Source organism: Bartonella vinsonii subsp. arupensis OK-94-513 (assembly GCF_000278235.1).
In the GTDB taxonomy this organism is placed as follows: Bacteria; Pseudomonadota; Alphaproteobacteria; order Rhizobiales; family Rhizobiaceae; genus Bartonella; species Bartonella arupensis.
Map to the genome: position 1 here is coordinate 77,877 of NZ_JH725039.1, position 2,153 is coordinate 80,029.

Below are 2,153 nucleotides of genomic sequence, written 5' to 3' on the forward strand. Positions count from 1 at the left end.
CGATTTCTTGAAATACATTTTCCATTGGTTTGCCTAACCATTTTCACGATTTTTTTAAGCAAATTTCAAGCGATAAAGAACCCCATACAATAACTTGTTTTGTTCTTTACAAGAAAAACATATTGATATAAAAGCCACCCCAATACTTGCACCATTAGGGGAGTGAAGTAAGAATCAAAGGCATATCAACATTAAGGGCATATATATTATGTATAAGAAAAATTTTTTATTGTGTACAATTGCTGGAACATTCCTTCTCTCTTATTTCAATTCGGCTTACGCAAATATTCCCCCTCGTGAAATCCCTCAAGTTAGTGTTACAGAAGGAGAACAAACTTTTAACAATGTTATTATTCGCGGTAGATATACTGGAGCGTCAGTGAGCGGATCACAATCTGTCGCCACAATTACAAATGCAACATTGACCTCAGAAATGACTTCATTAAGTGTAACAAGAGGTGGACGCATTAATGCTAAAGATGTAAATGCGATGTCATTGATAACAGGATTAAGTTTTTCAAGCGGTATAATCAATCTTGAAGATTCCGTCGTAAACGTCAAAGGAAACCATTTAGGCTATGGATTTGTTTTTTCTACTCCTTCAGAATCCTTTTTACGGGAAGGTGGAGAGAATTTTAATAAAGCAATTCTGAACAATACAAAAATACTTGTAAAAGATGGTATCGGTGTTTTAGGACCGCTTTCAGATGCTGAAATTGAGCTAAAAAATTCAGAAATTCGTGCCGATATGTTATTGAGAAATGACAGTTCACTAGAAAAAATTGCTCCTGCTACTCTTACCTTAACTGCTAATCATTCCATTTTAGAAGGACGAGCAAGAGGAACACAGAAACATACGACAGTTTTGACTTTGAATAATAACAGCAAATGGTACTTAAAGATTAGTGAAAAGGAAGTCGATAGAGATGGTAGTATATTTAACTATACGCTACTAAGCATTAATCAACGCGCGCAATCCAGTATTTCAGTACTGAACCTTAATGATAGTTCTATCATATTTCATGAACCCAATGCGCTCACCCAATACCGTTATCAAACCTTGCATGTAGGAAAACAACCAAAAGCTGAAGAGCCTCAACCGCTGGAAAATCAAGGTTCTAATGGGGGATCTAATGGGGCAGCAGTCTACACTGCAACAGGAAAGGCAGAGATCCATTTGAATAGCAAATGGAGTGATGGAGAAGAAACTGCTGATCAAAAAACTGACCGTCTTCTCGTTCATGGTAATGTATCAGGCACGACAACAATCCATTTTAACAGCCTTTTAAACAGTCGAAATACACAAACTGAAGGTTCCATTCCCTTAAACACACGTGGACTCTCGCTCGTTCAAGTTTCTGGTAAAGCAGAAGAAAGTTCCTTCAAACTTGCAAATGGCTACACTACAATGGGGGGCATGCCTTACAAATATACGCTAAATGCCTATGGACCAACAGCAAGCCGTGGAAAGGCAAATAGCGCACAAAACCTCTTAGGAGAAAATGAGAATTTTTGGGATTTCCGTTTGCAGAGTGCTACCCTTGATCCTGAAGCAAAAATCAGGGCTCTCGTACCACAAGTGGCAAACTATTTGGTCATGCCTAGCGCTCTCTTCTCCGCTGGGTTCGCTGATGTGAACAATCAAAATATATTGTTAGACAATATGCGAACATCAGCAGTCGAACTAGAAATGAGTAAAAATAAAGGTATCTTCTTCTCTTCTTATGGCAAAAAGAGCACATTCTCTTCTAGCCGCAAGCCATTGCAATATGGTTATGGAGCTAATATTCGCTATGCTGCCTTGCAAACAGGCGTAACATTAGCAGCAATAGAAGAGCAAGATATCGTTACAAATTTTGGTCTTTTGGGCACATATGGAAAACTTGGCTTTACTCCAAAGGATATGGAAGGCTCTAAAGAAAGTACACTGGATAAATTTTCCCTTGCCGCCTATGGGAGCCTCCACCATGACAGTGGCATATATGTCAATGCACTCTTCTCCTATGGAGCTCTGAAGGGAAATATTACCACAGCTCTCATTGGAAACACTGCAAACATAGATCATACAAAAACATGGGGCGCATCTGCTACCATTGGACAGAGATTGGCAACCGGTGTTGAAGGACTGGTCTTTGAACCACAAGCACAGCTTG

The 2,153-nt window shown here is 39.2% G+C and carries 1 protein-coding gene; it reads left to right on the top strand.

Translation table 11 applies throughout. The features are described 5' to 3' along the window. Window positions 1-208: 208 nt before the first annotated feature. On the top strand, window positions 209-2,153 hold a 1,945-nt coding region (locus ME1_RS07365; RefSeq protein ID WP_004865010.1), incomplete at its 3' end, for an autotransporter outer membrane beta-barrel domain-containing protein.